The organism is Micromonospora sp. NPDC005257 (assembly GCF_042872445.1).
Taxonomy (GTDB): domain Bacteria; phylum Actinomycetota; class Actinomycetes; order Mycobacteriales; family Micromonosporaceae; genus Micromonospora.
In genome coordinates this window covers 64,638-82,218 of the sequence record NZ_JBIAKL010000002.1, presented here as the reverse complement: position 1 = coordinate 82,218, position 17,581 = coordinate 64,638, and the positions used below count along the sequence as shown (strand labels likewise).

Sequence of the window (17,581 nt, the reverse complement as noted above, 5' to 3'; positions counted from 1 at the left end):
TAGGCTTTGCGCACATGAGCACGCCTCGCCCCGTCCTCGTGGTGGACTTCGGAGCCCAGTACGCCCAGCTCATCGCGCGCCGTGTCCGCGAGGCGAAGGTCTACTCGGAGATCGTCCCGCATTCCATGCCGGTGTCCGAGATGCTGGCGAAGAACCCCGCCGCGATCATCCTGTCCGGCGGCCCGGCCAGCGTCTACGCCCCGGACGCGCCGCAGATCGACGCCGGGATGTTCGACGCCGGCGTACCGGTCTTCGGCATCTGCTACGGCTTCCAGGCCATGGCCCAGGCGCTCGGCGGCACCGTCGCCCGCACCGGCAACCGCGAGTACGGCGGCACCCCGCTGCGCCCGCGCCTGACCGAGCCCGGGGTGCTGCTGCGTGACCTGCCGGCCGACCTGCCGGTCTGGATGAGCCACGGAGACTGCGTCACCGAGGCCCCGGACGGCTTCACCGTCACCGCCGAGTCGGCGGGCGCCCCGGTCGCCGCGTTCGAGGACGTGGCCGGCCGCCGGGCCGGCGTGCAGTTCCACCCCGAGGTCGGGCACACCGCGCACGGCCAGGAGATGCTGACCCGCTTCCTGTACGACATCGCCGGCATCGAACCGACGTGGACGCCGTCGAACATCATCGACGAGCAGGTCGCCCGGATCCGGGAGCAGATCGGCGACAAGGAGGTCATCTGCGGCCTCTCCGGCGGCGTCGACTCGGCGGTCGCCGCGGCGCTCGTGCACCGCGCCGTGGGCGATCAGCTCACCTGCGTGTTCGTGGACCACGGGCTGCTGCGCGCCGGTGAGGCCGAGCAGGTCGAGAAGGACTACGTGGCGGCCACCGGCATCAAGCTCAAGGTGGTGGACGCCCGGGAGCGGTTCCTCGGCGCGCTCGCCGGGGTGACCGACCCGGAGCAGAAGCGCAAGATCATCGGCCGGGAGTTCATCCGGGTCTTCGAGGCCGCCGCCCGGGAGATCGCCGCGCACGGCGACGTGGAATACCTGGTGCAGGGCACGCTCTACCCGGACGTGGTGGAGTCCGGCGGCGGCACCGGCACCGCCAACATCAAGAGCCACCACAACGTCGGCGGCCTGCCCGAGGACCTGAAGTTCTCACTGGTGGAGCCGCTGCGCACGCTGTTCAAGGACGAGGTCCGCACGATCGGCCTGGAGCTGGGCCTGCCCGAGGCGATGGTGTGGCGGCACCCGTTCCCGGGGCCGGGGCTGGCCATCCGGATCATCGGCGCGGTTGACGAGGAGCGCCTCGCCGTGCTCCGCAAGGCCGACCTGATCGCCCGGCAGGAGCTGACCGCGGCCGGTCTGGACCGGGGCGTCTGGCAGTTCCCGGTGGTGCTGCTGGCCGACGTCCGCAGCGTCGGGGTGCAGGGCGACGGCCGCACCTACGGTCACCCGGTGGTGCTGCGCCCGGTCTCCAGCGAGGACGCGATGACCGCCGACTGGTCGCGGCTGCCCTACGACGTGGTGGCCCGGATCTCCACCCGGATCACCAACGAGGTCGCCGAGGTCAACCGCGTGGTCCTGGACGTGACGAGCAAGCCGCCGGGCACCATCGAGTGGGAGTGACGCGGCTCAGGCCGCGGGCGGCGCTCCGGCGTCCGGCGGCGTCTGCGGTCCGGCCTCGGGGCGCGGCGTCCGCGGCGTGACCTGCGTGGTCGGCGGGACCGGTCCGGCCGGCGGGACCGGTGGCCAGCCCGGCGCGGTGCCCGGCGGGTGCGGCCAGGCGGGGGCGCCGGCCGGCTCCTCGGGCATCAGGAACCACATGATCGGGTACGCGAGCGCGGCCAGCCCGCCGGTGAGCACGGTGGCGGTCGCGAAGATCACCCGGATCAGCGTGGGGTCGGCGGCGAAGTAGCGGCCGAGGCCGCTCGCCACCCCGGCGATCATGCGGTCGCTGACCGGCCGGCGGAGCTGCTTGTACGGGGCCTGGGAGGGGTTCGGGAAGGTCATGTGTCAACGGTCGCGCGCGTCCCGGCGGGCGACCTCGGTGACCGCCCCGACGCCTACCCTGAACCGTCCCTGAGGCGCCAGCCGAGAGTCAGGAATCTGACTCTTTTCGATCGCGGTAACCCACTCCGGGGAGAATTTGCTCCCGTGACCACCTCGCTGGAGCCGCTGCGCAGGATCGCGGCATACGCAGTTTCTGCTGATTCACACGGCCGAGTGTTGCTGGTCCGCGCATCGGAGCGCTCCGGCACCCCCGGCACCTGGTCGCTTCCCGGAGGCGCGGTCGACCACGGTGAGGACCCCAAACACACTGTCGTACGCGAGACCGCTGCCGAAACCGGGCTCTCGGTGGCTGTGGCCGGCCTCCAGGACGTGCTCGCCGACATGCGGGCGCTGCCCGAGCGGCACATCACGATCCACACCGACCGGCTGCTCTACACCGTCTCGGTACGCGGCGGGACGCTCACCGAGCGGGTCGACCGCCCGACCGACCTGGCCCGCTGGTTCACCCTCGACGAGGCCCGGGATCTGCCGCTGCGGTCGTTCACCGCGCGCGCCCTGGGCCTGCCCACCTCCACCGACGACATCGTGCCGGAGGAGGTGCCCGAGTTCCCCTCGTTCTACGCCGTACCCGGCCCGGACGGGCTGCACCGGGCGCAGCGCTTCGCCGCGTACGCGGTGGTGACCGACCCGGAGGAGCGCGTGCTGCTGACCCGGGTGTCCGACGGCTACCCGGGCGCCGGCTGCTGGCACCTGCCCGGCGGCGGCACCGACTACGGCGAGCAGCCGGGCGCGGCCCTGATCCGGGAACTCGTCGAGGAGACCGGCCAGACCGGCCGCCTGGTCGAGCTGCTCGGCGTGGCCAGCCACCGGGACGCCGCCTCGCTCGGCCCGGAGGGCTACCCGATCGACTGGCACGGCGTACGCGCGTTCTACCGGGTGGTCGTCGACCAGCCCGCGCCACCCACGGTGGCCGACATCGGCGGCTCCACCTGCGAGGCCCGCTGGTTCCGCCTCGAGGAACTGGGCGCCCTCCCCACCGACCGTCTCACCGAGGTGACAGCCGAAGCAGTCCAGGCCGCCCACCTCCTCTGACCGCGCCGCCCTCACCCACCCGGCGATCATGAAGTTGACGGCGCGAAACGGCCCCCTCGGTGCCGCTAACCTCATGATCGACGGGGCGGGTGCGGGGAGTGCGCGGGGGCGCGGGCGGGGGAGGGTGCTGTGGAGCAGCGGCGGCGGGTCGGGGCCTACGGGGTGCTGCGGGACTCCGAGGGGCGGGTGTTGCTGGCGCGCGGCTCGGCGCGGTGCCCGTGCCCGGGGGTGTGGCAGGTGCCCGGCGGCGGCGTCGAGCACGCGGAGCACCCGGCCCACACCGTCGTACGCGAGTTCGCCGAGGAAACCGGCCTGACCGTCGCGCCCGGCGTGATCCGGGCCGCTGTGGCCGACGTGACCACGTTCCGCGCCGAGCGCGTCGCCATGCACACGGATCGGCTGATCTTCGAGGTCGAGGCGCGGGGCGGGCGGGTGCGGCCCGAGCCGGCCGGTGGCACCGACGAGGTGGGCTGGTTCACGCCCGAGGAGGCCGCCGCCCGCCCGCTGATGCCGTTCACCGCCGAGCTGCTCGGCCTGCCGGTGTCGCCCCTGCCGGCCGACATGCCCCGAGGGCTGCCCGTCGACCCGGCCGGGCCGGCCGTCGACCGCCGGCAGCGCTTCGCCGCGTACGGGCTGGTCACCGACCCCGCCGACCGGGTACTGCTCACCATGATCGCCGACGGCTACCCCGGGGCGGGCTGCTGGCACCTGCCCGGTGGCGGCACTGACCACGGCGAGCAGCCGGCCGCCGGTCTGCTGCGCGAGCTGGTCGAGGAGGCCGGGCAACTGGGCCGGGTGGTCGACCTGATCGCTGTGGACAACCTGCACAACCCGGCCGCGCTCGGTCCCGAGGGTCGTCCGCTGGACTGGCACGGCGTCCGGGTGATCTACCGGGTACGCGTGGACGTGCCGACCGAGGCGGTGGTGACCGAGTCGGCAGGCGGATCGACGGCGCGGGCGGCCTGGTTCGCCCCGGAGCAGGTCACGACCCTGCGGATGACAGATGTGGCAGCCCGCGCCACCGTGCGGCGGGTGACCTGAATCGCTCGCCGAGCCGCCCTTGGTGACCTCCGGTACAGTCAGGAGGAAGGGTTGGCACCGAAAACGGGCGATGAAGCCCGAGATGGGAATGGTTGAGCGGTTCGCGCGGTTAGGGGAGATATAACTACCGTCGGCAGCTATCGCCAAGCCCTTGTCCCCTGTGCAATGGTGTACTCCGCAAATGGGCTGCCGGACCCGAAAGGTCCGGCACGAGACAGCCGGACACCCGCCCCGCCAAGGGCGGTCAGCCGATCCGGTGATGGAGGAAACGTGCCGAGAGCCCCATGGCGCCGGCGTCGTACGACTGACAGTCCGCGCCCCGCAGGGCGTCGCTGGGCGGGCCGGTTGCGCCGCAGCAGCACGTTCGCCCGCCAGGTGCTTCTGGTCCGAGTGGGCCGCCGGGACGGTACTGCCGTCTCGGGGACCGACCGGGTCACCCCCGACCACCGCTACGCCGATCGCCAGCGCCTCCGCTACGGCCGGCTCGACACCGAGATCGAGGCGGTACGCCCGGTCAGCCCGGCGCTCGCCCCGGCCGCCCCGGTCGACGACGAGGCCTCGGCGATGTCGATCCCGCTCCTGCCGGGTGAGCGCACCGCCGCCCGCCGGGCCAAGTTCGCACTCGTCAACGCGTGCACACTGAGCAGCCTCATGCTCGGTATGCTGGCCATCTTCCTGGCCATGCGCGGTGACGTGCAGATCGCCGCGATCTTCCTGATCGCCTGCGTCGCGTTCGACGGCCTCGACGGCGCGCTGGCCCGCAAGCTCGGCGTGGCCAGCCCGTTCGGCGCGCAGATGGATTCGCTCGCCGACATGTGCTCGTTCGGCCTGGCCGCGCCCGTCGTGGTCTACGCCTCGCTTGCCGGTTCGGCGCCCCCGGCGGCCGCCGCGGTCTCCTGCGCGCTCGTTGCCGCCTGCGCGGCGATCCGGCTCGCCCGGTTCAACGTCTCGCCGAAGGACGGCCGCTTCTTCTGCGGCGTGCCGACCACCATGGCGGCGGCCGTGCTGGCCCTGACCGTGGCCATCGGCGTGCCGGTCCCCGGCCTGGTCATGGTGGCTGGCGTGGCGCTGCTCGCCTTCGCCATGGTGTCCAGTTTCCCGTACGCCAAGCTCGCCCGGCTGCTGAAGCTGCCGCCGTGGCTCTGGCTGGCCCTGGTGGTGGGCGCGCTGGTCGACATCCGGCTCACGTTCGCCCTCGTGGTGGTGAGCTACCTGGTCAGCGGCCCGCTGCTCTGGCTGCATCAGCGCCGTACCGCCTGATCCGAGAACGACGCAAGGGGCGCCGCGAGAGCGGCGCCCCTTGCGCGTGTCCGGCGCTCAGCGCCAGCGGGCGATCACCGTGGCGCCGCCGACCACCTTGTCACCCGGACCGACGAGCGGGTCCGCGGCGTCGGCCGGCAGATAGACGTCGGTACGCGAGCCGAACCGGATCAGGCCGAAGCGCTCGCCCCGGGCCAGCAGCGAACCGACCGGCGCCCGCTGCACGATCCGGCGGGCGATCAGCCCGGTACGCTGCGCCACCACCACGGCGCCGTGGTCGGTGTCCAGCACCGTGTACGCCGCCACGTTGTGCTCGGCGTCCGGCTTCATGGCGTTGACGAACCCGCCGTCGGCGACGAAGTAGTCGACCACCTTGCCGGCCACCGGAGCGCGGTTGACGTGCACGTCCAGCACCGACAGGAAGACCGCGATCCGCAGCCACTCGCCGTCACCGAAGCGCTCGTCCGCCAGCCGCTGCACGGACAGCACCCGACCGTCCGCCGAGGCCACCACCGCCGACGGGTCCTCGGGAACGTCCCGCTCCGGGTCCCGGAAGAACGCGGCCACCGGCGCGGCGGCCAGCGCCGGCAGCAGCCAGAGCTTCGACTTCGGCCGCGCGACCCGGGCCAGGGCGGCCAGGCCGAGCGTGATGCCCGCGGCGGCCACGCCGTTCGAGTCGATGTGCATGCCCCGGGTCAGCGGCACGCTCGACGGCCGGTACGCCGGGGACAGGGAGGCCGCGAGCGCGACCGGCGCCGGGGCGAAGCGCAGGTGGTGCACGCGTACCGGCGGGGTGTTGCGCAGCACCAGGTCGGTGCGTACGCCGTGCAGCACGCCCTGCCGGTCCAGCTCGCCGTCGGCGCCCTCGGTGCGGAACAGCGGCGCGGAGACGCTCAGCACCGCGCCCTCGGCGAGGTACTTCACCAGCCCGTCGACGGCGGCGCGCGCCTCTTCCGCGGTGCCGGTGAACGGCTCGGCGACGATCACCACCGCGGCGGCGTCCGCCTCGGCGAGCGTGTCGGCCACACGTACCCGGTCGGCGACCCAGCGGCCCTGCGCGGTGACGTGTTCGCGCAGCGCCGCCGCCGAGGCGCCCTCCGCCGGCACCACTGTCAGCCGGTCGCCGGGGAGCAGCGCCTCGATCGCGGCGGCCAGCACCGCGGACTCCGGGGTCGCGCCGACCAGCAGGCCGGCCTTCGGGTCGTTGCGCCGGGCGAACTCGCTGACGAGCGTGCGGGCGGCGCGCTCGCCGATGCGGACCGCACCGGAGGGACCGGTGACGCGCACGGCGGGGGACTGGGTCATGTCGGACGGGCTCCTGACGAGATAGCGAACGGACGGGCAGCTCCGGCGACCCGACCGGCGGCTCCGGTGAGTCGAGGGGCGCGGGCCGGCCGGCGGAGGTGAGATCTCCGCCGACCAGCATAGGCCGCGTCCGAAGGGCGCCGCAGTGGCGCGGTCAGGCCGGTTCCCCCGGCGTACGGCGCTGCTGAACCGGTTCGTCGGCCGGTTCGTCGAGCGGCGGCAGTTCGCGGGTGGCCGGCTCGGCGGAGTCGGTGGTCGCCTCGGTAACCCATTCGTCGGCACCGTCGGTCGTCGCCGTGCCGCCGGCCGGGGAGCCGTACGGCGCGGCGACGGTGACCTCCGGTGCGGGCGGGGCGGGCTGCTCCGGGGCGCGGCCCGAGCGCAGCGCGCCGACCAGTCCGAGCAGTCCGATCACCACCAGCCCGCCGGCCAGGAACCAGCCGACCGGCGGTACGGAGAGACCGAGGATCCGGGCCAGCAGCCACCAGACGGACAGGCCGAGGAACAGGAGTCCGAAAGCGAGCGACACGAGGTCGGTACGGTGCGCCTTCACCGGGTCACCTCCAGCTTGCCGGCGTTCACGTGGACGTAGAGGCGCAACTTGCCGCCACCGGGACCGTCGGGGCCGACGTCGGTGGTCTCCCACTGAGGGCCGCCGAGCCCGCCGTTGCGCTGGCCGAAGACCGTGGCGTCACCGGCGTTCACGTCGGCCACCGTGGTCACGTCGACGTTCGGCGGTACGACGACCGTCGCGTTGCCGAGGTTCACGTCGACCGTCACCTGGACGTCCTGCTTGTCGAAGTCGATGCCGCGCAGGTCGAGCGTCGCGTCACCGAGGTTGTTCTCGTACCGGCTGGCCAGGTCGCGCAGGTCGGTCGGCGCCCAGGTGACGTTGCCGTCGATGCCGCGTACCCGGTCGTAGGACTCGGCGACGGTGGCGATGCCGAGCGCCGCCGCGGTCACCAGGCCCAGCGCGATCAGCCAGCGGGCCCGGCCGAACCAGGTGCCGACGAGCAGGCCGAGGCCGATGGTCGCGAGCACTGCGGCGAAGTAGCCGGCGGCGCCGACCGGGAAGACGTCGAGCAGGTCGAGCATGGCCACCACGCCGAGCGCCAGGAAGATCAGCGAGAACGTGATCGCGCCGAGCGGCGAGCGCTCCTTGGGCCGCTTCGGTGGTCGCGGCGGCCGGACCGGTGGCGGGACGGGCGGGACGGGCGGTGACCCGGCGTAGGGGCCGTGCGGGGCGAACGGCGGCCGGTAACCGCGGGGCGGCAGGGGTGCGCCCACCGGCGCGGGCGGCGGCACGGCGGCCGGCTCGTCCAGCCGGGCGCCCGAGTCCCGCGCGCCCGGCCAGGCCGGGTTCCCGCCGTACGCGGGCCAGGAGGCGGTGTCGGCGACCGCGCCGGTCACGTGCCGCATCGCGACGGTTGTCGGCTCGGCCGGGGCCGGCCGGGTGCCCGCAGCAGCGGGCCAGCCCGGCGCGGGCAGCGTCGGGTAGCCGGTCGTGGGCCCGGAGAAGCCCTCCGGCGTCGCCGGGTTGCCCGGCTCACGCTCCGCGCCGGACGTCGCCGGGTCCTCCGGCTCGGCGGCGGACACCGTCGGGTAGCCGGGCTCGGACGCGGACACCGTCGGGTAGCCGGGCTCCGCGTGGGTGGCGGGCAGCGTGCCAGGGCGTGCCGGCGGCACGGCCGGTCCGGCGGGCGCGCCGGTCCACGGCGCCGCGGGGGGAGCCGCGGTCCAGGTACCCGGCGCCGGGGCCTGCGGTGCGGGCCAGGCCACCGGCGGCACCGGACCCGGCGGGGGACCGTGCGGCGGCACCGGCTGAGCCGGGCGCTGCGCCGGTCCGCGCTGATCGCGGTTGAGCAGGAGCGCGCCGCCGATCAGGATCACCGCGCCGAGCAGGATCGCCCGGAACCCGTCGGTCACGACGTAGGCGAAGCCGAGCGCCACCACGATGCTGAGCACGATCACCGTGATCGGGGACATGCTGGACCGGCCCCGGCCGAGCATGGCCTCCAGCGGCGAGGCGGTGTCGCCCTCGCCGGGGACGATCAGCCAGCCGGCGATGTACACGATGATGCCGATGCCGCCGAAGAAGCCGAGCACGGCCAGCAGCACGCGCCACAGCACCGGGTCGGTGTTCGTGGCCCGGCCGATGGCGGCGCACACCCCGGCCAGGTAGCGGCCCTGGCGAGGGCGTACCAGGCCGTACCGGGTGGTGAAGCCGGCGGCGCCGGGCGGTGGGGCGTACCCACCGGGTGGCGGACCGGCGAACGGCGTGCCGCCGGGCGGCGGGGGCGCCTGGTCGGTGGTGGGCGCCGCTCCCGGCGGGGGCGGCGGCGGGGTGTCCTGTGCTGCCGCCCAGGGGCGGGGCGGACGGGCAGCGTCCTCGTTCATGGCTTCGATACTGCTGCCCCGGCCGCCCGAGCAGCCTCCGGACCCGACCCTGACCCCACCCTGAGATCCGGCGCGGGTGAAACTCCGGGGCGTCCCCGTGGTCCGGGGTGTCGCCATCGTGTGACGATCTGAGCGTCGGCGCCGCCGGCACACCCACCTCGACCTGGGAGCCTCCGATCAGCAGCACCCCCGCCCCGCACGCCCCGCGCCTCTACCGCGCCACCGAGCACCGGCTGGCCGCCGGGGTGGCCGCGGGCATCGCCGAGCACCTGGGCATCCCGGTGCTGCGGGTCCGCGTGGCGTTCATGGTGCTGCTCGGGCTGAGCGGTCTCGGGCTGCTGCTCTACGCCGCCTTCTGGGCGGTGGTCCCGCCCCGGCCCGGCGACACCGCCGCCCCGCCCCGCCGCGACCTCGCCCAGTTGCTGCCGTTCGTGGTGATCGGGCTCGGTGTGCTGCTGCTCCAGGTGGTCGCGTTCAACTCGGTGGGCGCGGCCGGCACCGCCGGCTGGCTGGTGGCGATCATCGCGGTCGGCGCGGGCGTCATCTGGCACCAGGCCGCCCCGGAGCGCCGCCGGCAGTGGGGCGACTCGGCGGTGCCCTGGCTGGGCGCGGTGGTGGAGGAGAGCGACAGGCGCGCGTTCGTGCTGCGCTTCATCGGCGGCGGCGTGCTCGTCGCGGTCGGCATCATCGGCGTGGCCGCCGTCTACTCCCCGGCGCAGAACTTCGACGCGGTGCTCAACGGCGTGATCTTCGCGCTGGTCGGGCTGGCCGGCGTGGGTGTGGTCACCGGTCCGGTGCTCTGGCGCACCTGGAACCAGCTCCGGTCCGAGCGGGAGGGGCGCATCCGGGAGCAGGAACGCGCCGAACTGGCCGCGATGGTGCACGACCAGGTGCTGCACACGCTGGCCCTGATCCAGCGCAACGCCAGCGACGTCAAGACGGTGCAGCGGCTGGCCCGTGGTCAGGAACGGTCGCTGCGCAACTGGCTCTACAAGCCGACCGCCTCGCCCACCGAGCGCTTCGCGGCCGCCCTGGAGCAGGCCGCCGCCGAGGTGGAGGACACCTTCGCCATCACCGTCGAGGCGGTGGTGGTCGGCGACCGGGAGACCGACGAGCGGGTGGGCGCGATCGTTGCCGCCGCCCGGGAGGCCCTGGTCAACGCGGCCCGGCACGCCGGTGTGCAGACCGTGTCGCTGTACGCGGAGGTGGAGCCGGAGCAGGTGAGCGTGTTCGTCCGGGACCGGGGCAAGGGCTTCGACCCGGATACGGTGGAGAATCACCGGCACGGCGTCCGGGGCTCGATCATCGGACGGATGAAGCGGCACGGCGGCCGGGCGGAGATCCGGTCCGAGCCGGGGGAAGGGACCGAGGTCCGGCTGATCCTGCCGATCAGCGGCTCCGGCTCCACGGCGGAAAGGGACAAGTGACATGTCCGAGCAGGAACCGGTCGAGGGTACGGCGCCGCGCGGGCCGCTGCGGGTGTTCCTCGTCGACGACCACGCGATGTTCCGGGCCGGCGTCCGCGCCGAACTGGGTGCGCGGGTGGACGTGGTCGGCGAGGCCAGCTCGGTGGCCGAGGCGGTGACCCGGATCGCGGCCAGCGCGCCGGACGTGGTGCTGCTCGACGTGCACATGCCCGACGGCGGTGGCCGCGCGGTGCTGGAGGCGATGCGGCGTACCCACCCGCAGGTGCGGTTCCTGGCGCTGAGCGTCTCCGACGCCGCCGAGGACGTGATCGGCCTGATCCGCGCCGGCGCGCGGGGGTACGTCACGAAGACGATCTCGCCGGAGGAGCTGACCGACGCGATCCGCCGGGTGGCCGACGGCGACGCGGTGTTCAGCCCGCGGCTGGCCGGGTTCGTGCTCGACGCGTTCGCCTCCCGGCCGGACGCGCCGGTGGCCGACCCGGAGCTGGACCAGCTCACCAACCGCGAGCGCGAGGTGCTGCGGCTGCTCGCCCGGGGGTACGCGTACAAGGAGATCGCCAAGGAGCTGTACATCTCGATCAAGACGGTCGAGACGCACGTCTCCAACGTGTTGCGCAAGCTCCAGATGTCGAACCGGTACGAGTTGTCCCGCTGGGCCGCCGACCGCCGGCTGGTCTAGGACCGGCCGCCACCCTGGGCGCGGCCTCGACGGCCTCATCCACCGAGGTGGTCGCGTCGCCCGCTCAGTCGGCATGGCATCATCCGGACGGACAGAAAACGCGACAGTCGTACGCCCACGAGGAACGGCCGCATCGGCGCGGTGAACGTCACAGCTCTCCTGTGGCAGGGACATCTGTCGACCTCTTGCTGCCCGTTCCTCCTGTTCAGGGCCTTGTCGTCCGCACACTTTGTGATCTTTTCTCAAGTATCGGCAACGCGGCGACCAACTAACGGCTTGATAACGGCACCTTCACGGAAAGGGCCGGTTGGTGTCACAGTGGCAGCACCTCACCCCCCGGTGTGAGGCACTTCGTCGGGCCTGTCGAACACGCGACGCCGTCTTTTGCGTCGTCGCGCGGTCGCCGACCCTGCGCGGTGTCTCGTCCAGGGTGTGGCGCCCGGCGGATCGGTACCCCTGGGGTGTCCCGAATTCCTCTGCGGTAACCGGTGTCCTGTGGTTCGGGCCGCCGGTGGTGTCACCCCCCAAAGACGTGCGTGAAACTCACGACGGAACCAGGTTAGAAAGAGGAGGCCCCTCGTAATGAGAGTCTCGAAGCGGGCGAGCGGCGCGCTCGCGGTGGGCGCGGCATTCGCGCTCGTCGCGTCCGGCTGCTCCAGCGGGAACAACGACGGTGGCGACGTCGGCGCCAACAAGGACGGCGCGATCGTCATCGACGGCACCCAGCCGGAGAACCCCCTGGTTCCGGCGAACACCACCGAGACCGGTGGTGGCAAGGTCATCGACTGGCTGTGGAGCGGCCTGGTCGAGTACCCCAACAACGGTGGGGCGCCGCAGAACCTGCTGGCCGAGTCGATCGACACGACCGACTCGAAGGTCTTCAAGATCAAGATCAAGCAGAACACCAAGTTCCACGACGGCACCACCGTCAAGGCCGAGAGCTTCGTCAAGGCCTGGAACTGGGCGGCGTACGGCCCGAACGGCGCGCAGAACGCCTCCTTCTTCGCCGACATCCAGGGCTTCGACGACGTCTACACCGAGGACCCGGACGGCCCGGACGGCCCGAAGAAGGCTCCGGAGCCCAAGGCCAAGGACATGTCCGGCCTGAAGGTCGTCGACGACTGGAACTTCGAGGTCACGCTCTCCGCGCCGACCTCCGTGTTCCCGACCAAGCTCGGCTACAGCGCCTTCATGCCGCTGCCGGACGCGTTCTTCTCCGCCGCCCCGGCCGACTTCGGTAAGAAGCCGATCGGTAACGGCCCGGTCAAGCTCGTCTCGTGGCAGGACGACGTCGAGATCAAGCTGTCCCGCTTCGACGACTACAGCCTGCGCGACAAGATGAAGATCAAGGACGTCACCGTCAAGATCTACCAGGACGACACGGCGGCGTACAACGACCTGCTCGCCGGCAACCTGGACTTCCAGCAGCAGGTTCCGGTCTCCGCGCTGGCCGGTGAGAAGTGGAAGACCGACCTGGGTGAGCGGGCCATGCCCACGACCACCCCGTCGACCGGCATCATCGCCTTCCCGATCTACGACAAGCGCTTCCAGAACCCGAAGCTGCGCAAGGCGATCTCGCTGTCCGTCGACCGGCAGTCGATCACCGACAAGATCTTCTTCGGTAACCGCAAGCCGGCCGACAGCTGGGCCAACCCGCTGACCCCGGGCGCCGAGCCGGGCAACTGCACCGCTTGCAAGTTCGACGTGGACCAGGCCAAGCAGCTCCTCGCCGAGGCCGGTGGCTTCCAGGGCAAGCTGACCCTGTCGTACAACGCGGACGCCAGCCACAAGGAGTGGATGGAGGCCGTCGCCCAGCAGATCAAGACCAACCTGGGCATCGACGCGGTCGCCGTCGGCGTGCCGACCTTCGCGGTCTTCCGCGCCAACATCAACGCCTACAAGATGACCGGCGCCTACCGGGCCGGCTGGCAGCAGGACTACCCGGACGTCGAGAACTGGATCAACCCGCTCTACGTCACCGGTGGTTCCTCGAACGACGGCAAGTACAGCAACCCCGAGGTGGACCGTCTCGCCAAGGAGGCCTCCGCGGCCCCCAGCCTCGAGGAGGCCCACAAGAAGTTCGCTGAGGCCGTCAAGCTGATCGACCAGGACGTCCCCACCATGCCGATCTACTTCGGTGGCCAGCAGTCCGGCTACTCGGAGAAGATCAAGAAGCTGGAGCTGTCCAACGTCGGTGAGCTCGACATCACCTCGGTCGAGCTCTGATCCGAACGGTCTGACCCCGGGTCGGGCTCGCCTACCGGTGAGCCCGGCCCGGGGCCGTTCCGCGAGGGGGTGTACAACGAACCCCTCGCACGTTGTCGCCGTCGCGTCGGCCTACCCGGCGCTCCCTGTCTGGAGGACCACCCCATGGGCCGTTATCTCTTGAGACGGCTGCTGCAACTCGTGCCGGTGTTCATCGGTACGACGTTCCTGATCTATTGGCTCGTCTGGTCCGTGCCCGGTGACCCCTTCGCCGGCAAGTGCGGTGACCGAGGTTGCCCGCCGAACTACCGGGCCATGATGACCGAGAAGTACCATCTCGACGACTCGATCTGGGTGCAGTACGCCAGCTACATGAAGAACCTTCTCCAGGGTGACTTCGGTATCACGTTCGGCGGTCGCGAAATCAGCGACATCATCGCCACGTCGTACCCGAACACCCTGAAGCTGGCGGTGGTCGCCCTCACCATCGAGGCCGTGATCGGTCTCGGCGCGGGCATCCTGACCGGTCTGCGTCGCAACGGCTTCCTGGACAACCTGGTCCTGGTCTCCACGCTCTTCCTGATCGCCCTGCCGGTCTTCGTCATCGGCTTCGTGCTTCAGTGGCTGCTCGGCGTCAAGTGGGGCATCATCAACCCGACCGTCTCCAACGAGATGCGGTTCAGCGAACTGATCGTGCCCGGTTTCGTGCTCGGCAGCGCCTCGATGGCGTACGTGGCGCGTGTCGCCCGGACGAGCATCGCCGAGAACCGGCGTGCCGACTACGTCCGTACCGCGATCGCCAAGGGCCTGCCCATGCGCCGCGTGGTCGGCGTGCACCTGCTGCGCAATTCGCTCATCCCGGTGGTCACCCTGCTCGGCACCGATCTCGGTGCGCTGATGGGTGGCGCGATCGTGACCGAGGGCATCTTCGGCATCAACGGCATCGGCCGCCAGGTGCTCCGCTCGATCGTCACGAAGGAGAGCGCTACCGTTGTGGGCATCGTGGTGGTGTTGGTGCTCGTCTATCTCATCATGAACCTGGTGGTCGACCTGCTCTACGCCGCCCTCGACCCGAGGATCCGCTATGAGTGACCGCCGCAGCGAACGAATCGTCCCAGCAGTCTGCGCGGGTAACCACGCCCGCGCCGAGCGCAACGAGGTGCGGGCATGAGTGACCCGAGTACCGCGTCGATCGTGACGACGCCGCCCGCGACCATGCCCACCGAGGCCGGGTCGGGCGCGCCCACAAACGCCGGCCTGCCGGAGAGCGCGAAGCAGCACAAGCCCCGCGGTCTGCTCGGCGACGCCTGGATCGACCTGCGCCGCAAGCCGCTGTTCTGGATCTCGGCGTCGTTCATCCTGCTGTTCATCCTGATGGCCGCCTTCCCGTCGTTGTTCACCTCCGGCGACGCGGTGAACGGCACGCTGGAGCGCAGCCGGGTCGAACCGTCCTCCTCCGCCTGGTTCGGCTACGACGTGCAGGGTCGCGACGTCTACGCCCGGGTCATCTACGGCGCCCGCGCCTCGATCGTGGTCGCGGTGGTCTCCACCCTCCTGACGCTGTTCGTCGGTGGCGCGATGGGCATCATCGCCGGCTACCGCGGCGGCTGGGTGGACGCGCTGCTGTCCCGGATCGCGGACATCTTCTTCGGTCTGCCGTTCGTGCTCGGCTCGATCGTCATCCTGACCACGTTCAACGGGTCCGGCACCGACAACGGCGAGTGGACGATCATGGGCCTGGTGATCATGTCCCTGAGCGTGCTGACCTGGCCGGTGGTGATGCGGCTCATGCGCTCCTCGGTGCTCTCCACCAAGGAGGCCGACTACATCGTCGCGGCCCGCGCCCTGGGCGCGGGCACCGGCCGGATCATCCTCAAGCACCTGCTGCCGAACTGCCTGGCACCGCTGCTGGTCTACGGCACGATCCTGGTGGGCTCGTTCATCGGCGCGGAGGCCACGCTCTCGTTCCTCGGCATCGGCCTGAAGAACCCGGTGGTTTCCTGGGGCATCATGATCAGCGAGGCGCAGAACTACATCCGGGTCTCGCCGTTCCTGCTGTTCTTCCCCGCCGCGTTCCTCGTCACCGCCGTGCTGAGCTTCGTCATGCTCGGCGAGGCGGTCCGCGAGGCCCTCGACCCGAAGCTCCGATAGGGGAACTGAGTTGTCCGACATTCTCGTGTCCGAGCAGTCCGCGCCGGGCGCCGACGGATCCGGCCGCCCCTCGGGCCGCCTGCTCGAGGTCGACGACCTTCGGGTGGAGTTCCGCACCCGGGACGGCGTCGCCAAGGTCATCAACGGAGTCACGTACCACGTCGACGCGGGGGAGACCCTCGCCGTGCTCGGCGAGTCCGGCTCCGGCAAGAGCGTCACGGCGCAGACCATCATGGGCATCCTGGACACCCCGCCCGGGTTCGTCACCGGCGGCGAGGTCCGCTTCCACGGCAAGGACATGCTCAAGCAGTCCGCCGAGCAGCGGCGACGGATCCGTGGCGAGGGCATCGCCATGATCTTCCAGGACTCGCTCTCGGCTCTCAACCCGGTTTTCACCGTCGGCTTCCAGATCGCCGAGCAGTTCCGCATCCGGCGCGGCATGAGCCGCTCGGACGCCAAGAAGCGCGCGATCGAGATGCTCGACCAGGTGAAGATCCCCAACGCCAAGGGCCGGTTCAGCAACTACCCGCACCAGTTCTCCGGTGGTATGCGGCAGCGCGCCATGATCGCCATGTCGCTGGCGCTGGACCCCGAGGTGCTCATCGCCGACGAGCCGACCACAGCGCTGGACGTGACAGTGCAGGCCCAGATCATGGACCTGCTCGGCGAGCTGCAGCGGGAACGGCAGATGGGCATGATCCTGATCACCCACGACCTCGGCGTGGTCGCCGACGTCGCGGACCGGATCGCGGTCATGTACGCCGGCCGGATCGTCGAGGAAGCCGACGTCTACGAGCTGTACCGCAAGCCTGCGCACCCGTACACGCTGGGCCTGCTCGACTCGATCCCCCGGATGGACGAGAAGGGCCAGGAGCTCCGCACCATCAAGGGCCTCCCGCCGAACCTGATGAACATCCCGCCGGGCTGCGCGTTCAACCCGCGTTGCCCGATGGCGCAGCCGGTGTGCCGGGAGAAGGTCCCGCCGCTGCTGCAACTGGGTAACGGCCGGGCCAGCGCCTGCCACTTCGCCGAGGAGCTGGTGAACCGTGACTGAGCACATCATCGAGGTTCGTGACCTGGTCAAGCACTACCCGGTGACCCGGGGTGTGGTGTTCAAGAAGACCATCGGCCAGGTCAAGGCCGTCGACGGCGTCTCGTTCGATCTCAAGGCCGGCGAGACGCTCGGAGTGGTCGGCGAGTCCGGCTGCGGTAAGTCGACGCTCGCCCGGGTGCTGATGAACCTGGAGAAGCCGACCTCCGGTTCGGTCCTCTACAAGGGCCAGGACATCTCGAAGCTCTCCGGCGGTGCGCTGCGGCGACTGCGCCGGCAGATCCAGCTCGTGATGCAGGACCCGTACACCTCGCTGAACCCCCGGATGACCGTGGGTGACCTGATCGGCGAGCCGTTCGAGATCCACCCCGAGGTGGCCCCGCGCGGCAGCCGGCGTGGCAAGGTCAAGGAGCTGCTCGACCTGGTCGGCCTCAACCCGGAGCACATCAACCGGTACCCGCACCAGTTCTCCGGCGGCCAGCGGCAGCGCATCGGCATCGCCCGGGCGCTGGCGCTGCGGCCCGAGGTGATCGTCTGCGACGAGCCGGTGTCGGCCCTGGACGTCTCGATCCAGGCCCAGGTGATGAACCTGCTGGAGAAGCTCCAGGCCGAGTTCGGGCTGTCCTACGTCTTCATCGCCCACGACCTGTCCGTGGTGCGGCACCTGTCCGACCGGGTCGCCGTGATGTACCTGGGCAAGATGGTGGAGATCGGCACCGAGGACGAGATCTACGAGCGGCCGACCCACCCGTACACCCAGGCTCTGCTGTCGGCGGTGCCGGTGCCGGACCCGACCGTACGGGAGAGCAAGGCGATCATCCGGCTCCAGGGCGACGTGCCCTCGCCGGTCAGCCCGCCCTCGGGCTGCCGGTTCCGCACGCGGTGCTGGAAGGCGCAGGACATCTGCGCCCAGGAGGCGCCGCTGCTGGAGATCCGGCCGGGCTCGGATCACCCGAGCGCCTGCCACTTCGCGGAGAAGCGGGAGATCGTCGTCACCCACGAGGTGGCCTGATCCGAA

15 protein-coding genes are annotated in these 17,581 nt (G+C 71.5%); 11 read left to right on the top strand and 4 right to left on the bottom strand.

The genetic code is table 11. The annotated features are described in order from the left end of the window. The first annotated feature begins 14 nt into the window (after nt 1–14). Nucleotides 15–1,571: a glutamine-hydrolyzing GMP synthase gene (gene guaA / locus ACFYO8_RS03840; protein WP_354870631.1), complete on the top strand. Its 1,557-nt coding sequence runs from the start codon at nt 15–17 to the stop codon at nt 1,569–1,571. A 6-nt stretch (nt 1,572–1,577) separates the two neighbouring features. On the opposite strand, the gene ACFYO8_RS03835 is transcribed toward guaA, so the two are convergent. Further along, nucleotides 1,578–1,955 (bottom strand): PspC domain-containing protein, encoded by a 378-nt coding sequence (locus ACFYO8_RS03835; RefSeq protein ID WP_354870634.1) that lies wholly within the window; start codon nt 1,953–1,955, stop codon nt 1,578–1,580. A gap of 144 nt (nt 1,956–2,099) precedes the next feature. Between ACFYO8_RS03835 and ACFYO8_RS03830 the strand changes: the two genes are divergently transcribed. The 3 genes from ACFYO8_RS03830 (at nt 2,100) to ACFYO8_RS03820 (ending at nt 5,348) form a co-directional block, all read left to right on the top strand. After that, a complete protein-coding gene (locus tag ACFYO8_RS03830; protein ID WP_354870637.1) occupies nt 2,100–3,047 on the top strand; it encodes an NUDIX domain-containing protein in 948 nt (315 codons plus the stop codon). A gap of 129 nt (nt 3,048–3,176) precedes the next feature. Further along, nucleotides 3,177–4,088 carry an NUDIX domain-containing protein gene (locus ACFYO8_RS03825; protein ID WP_354870640.1) on the top strand — a complete coding sequence of 304 codons (912 nt, stop codon included), beginning with the start codon at nt 3,177–3,179 and terminating at the stop codon, nt 4,086–4,088. A 345-nt stretch (nt 4,089–4,433) separates the two neighbouring features. Then, a complete protein-coding gene (locus tag ACFYO8_RS03820) occupies nt 4,434–5,348 on the top strand; it encodes a CDP-alcohol phosphatidyltransferase family protein (protein ID WP_354870643.1) in 915 nt (304 codons plus the stop codon). 57 nt (nt 5,349–5,405) lie between these two features. Here ACFYO8_RS03820 and ACFYO8_RS03815 read toward each other — a convergent pair whose 3' ends face one another. The 3 genes from ACFYO8_RS03815 to ACFYO8_RS03805 form a co-directional block, all read right to left on the bottom strand. Continuing rightward, on the bottom strand, nt 5,406–6,653 hold the full coding sequence (locus tag ACFYO8_RS03815) for a phosphatidylserine decarboxylase (protein WP_357711102.1): 1,248 nt from the start codon (nt 6,651–6,653) through the stop codon (nt 5,406–5,408). A 154-nt stretch (nt 6,654–6,807) separates the two neighbouring features. Then, on the bottom strand, nt 6,808–7,206 hold the full coding sequence (locus tag ACFYO8_RS03810) for a hypothetical protein (protein WP_354870816.1): 399 nt from the start codon (nt 7,204–7,206) through the stop codon (nt 6,808–6,810). Next, nucleotides 7,203–9,050, bottom strand: a complete 1,848-nt coding sequence (locus tag ACFYO8_RS03805; RefSeq protein ID WP_354870647.1) for a PspC domain-containing protein — start codon at nt 9,048–9,050, stop codon at nt 7,203–7,205. The genes ACFYO8_RS03810 and ACFYO8_RS03805 overlap by 4 nt, the downstream gene beginning before the upstream one ends. Before the next feature lie 176 nt (nt 9,051–9,226). Between ACFYO8_RS03805 and ACFYO8_RS03800 the strand changes: the two genes are divergently transcribed. From ACFYO8_RS03800 to ACFYO8_RS03770, 7 genes are all read left to right on the top strand, one after another. Then, nucleotides 9,227–10,477 (top strand): PspC domain-containing protein, encoded by a 1,251-nt coding sequence (locus tag ACFYO8_RS03800; RefSeq protein WP_354870799.1) that lies wholly within the window; start codon nt 9,227–9,229, stop codon nt 10,475–10,477. Between the two features lies 1 nt (nt 10,478). Further along, nucleotides 10,479–11,156, top strand: a complete 678-nt coding sequence (locus ACFYO8_RS03795) for a response regulator transcription factor (protein WP_354870650.1) — start codon at nt 10,479–10,481, stop codon at nt 11,154–11,156. 582 nt (nt 11,157–11,738) lie between these two features. Beyond that, nucleotides 11,739–13,382 (top strand): ABC transporter substrate-binding protein, encoded by a 1,644-nt coding sequence (locus ACFYO8_RS03790; RefSeq protein ID WP_355094257.1) that lies wholly within the window; start codon nt 11,739–11,741, stop codon nt 13,380–13,382. Nucleotides 13,383–13,526: 144 nt separating this feature from the next. Then, nucleotides 13,527–14,453, top strand: a complete 927-nt coding sequence (locus ACFYO8_RS03785; protein ID WP_354870654.1) for an ABC transporter permease — start codon at nt 13,527–13,529, stop codon at nt 14,451–14,453. Nucleotides 14,454–14,528: 75 nt separating this feature from the next. Beyond that, nucleotides 14,529–15,512 (top strand): ABC transporter permease, encoded by a 984-nt coding sequence (locus ACFYO8_RS03780; RefSeq protein WP_354870657.1) that lies wholly within the window; start codon nt 14,529–14,531, stop codon nt 15,510–15,512. 25 nt (nt 15,513–15,537) lie between these two features. After that, nucleotides 15,538–16,566, top strand: a complete 1,029-nt coding sequence (locus tag ACFYO8_RS03775; RefSeq protein WP_354870801.1) for an ABC transporter ATP-binding protein — start codon at nt 15,538–15,540, stop codon at nt 16,564–16,566. Then, nucleotides 16,559–17,575, top strand: a complete 1,017-nt coding sequence (locus ACFYO8_RS03770) for a dipeptide ABC transporter ATP-binding protein (protein ID WP_354870660.1) — start codon at nt 16,559–16,561, stop codon at nt 17,573–17,575. Before ACFYO8_RS03775 ends, ACFYO8_RS03770 begins: the two co-directional genes overlap by 8 nt. The last annotated feature ends 6 nt before the right edge of the window (nt 17,576–17,581 follow it).